2 protein-coding genes and 1 pseudogene are annotated in these 775 nt (G+C 73.0%); all 3 read left to right on the forward strand.

Translation table 11 applies throughout. The features are described from left to right. Nucleotides 1-453 (forward strand): YbaK/EbsC family protein (locus A612_RS11055; RefSeq protein WP_019374545.1); only part of this gene is annotated, 453 nt, incomplete at its 5' end. Further along, the gene (locus A612_RS11060; RefSeq protein WP_019374546.1) at nt 450-713 is read left to right on the forward strand and encodes a DUF1289 domain-containing protein; all 264 of its coding nucleotides are present in this window, start codon (nt 450-452) and stop codon (nt 711-713) included. The genes A612_RS11055 and A612_RS11060, both read left to right, overlap by 4 nt. Continuing rightward, nucleotides 710-775: pseudogene (locus A612_RS18105) on the forward strand (2-hydroxychromene-2-carboxylate isomerase); the annotation flags it as partial. The gene A612_RS11060 and the pseudogene A612_RS18105, both read left to right, overlap by 4 nt.

Consider the following 775-nt stretch of genomic DNA (forward strand, 5'->3'; position numbering starts at 1 on the left):
GCGGCCGCCGGCCATCCGCACGCCCCGCGCATGCTCGACGCCGCTGCGCGCACCGCCCAGCAGGCGGCCGACGGGCTGGGCGTGGAACTGGGCCAGATCGCCAAGAGCATCATCTTCCGCCGCCCCGAGGACGATGCCGCCGTGCTGGTCATCACCGCCGGCGACCGGCGCGTGGAAGAGGCCAAGGTCGCGGCGCTGGTCGGTGCCCTGGCGCGCGCCGATGCGGCCTTCGTCAAGGCGCGCACGGGTTTTTCCATCGGCGGGGTCGCACCGATTGGGCACGCCGCGCCGCCGGTCACGCTGATCGACCGCGAGCTGTTTCGTTTCCAGACGATCTGGGCCGCCGCGGGCCATCCGCACGCGGTGTTCCAGCTCGGGCCGCAGGACCTGCTGCGCCTCACGGGCGCGCCCGCCGCGGATGTCGTCCAGGACGTGAGGGCCGACGCGCCATGACCGCCTCCATCACCATCGCCGCGCGGGTGCGCCAGCTGGTCGAGGCCGGGCAGTTCGCCCGTGACGGGGACGCTGTGGTGCCGTCCCCTTGCGTCTCCGTGTGCCGCATGACGCCGGACCGCAGTCGCTGCGAGGGCTGCTTTCGCAGCATCGAGGAAATCCGCGCCTGGTCGCGCTCCGACGCGCAGCAGCGGCGCGCCATCTGGACGGCCTTGCTGGAGCGGGCCGGGCTGCCGGTGCCGCAGGAGTTGCAGGCGTGAAGGACGTGACCTTCTACCTGGACTTCGTCTCGCCCTACGCGTGGCTGGCCTTCGAGCGGCTG

The organism is Melaminivora alkalimesophila (assembly GCF_000282995.1).
Classification (GTDB): domain Bacteria; phylum Pseudomonadota; class Gammaproteobacteria; order Burkholderiales; family Burkholderiaceae_C; genus Melaminivora; species Melaminivora alkalimesophila.

Excerpts from the sequence above, each read along its gene's own strand:
- A612_RS11060 (WP_019374546.1), top strand. The coding sequence starts at position 450 with ATGACCGCCTCCATCACCATCGCCGCGCGGGTGCGCCAGCTGGTCGAG.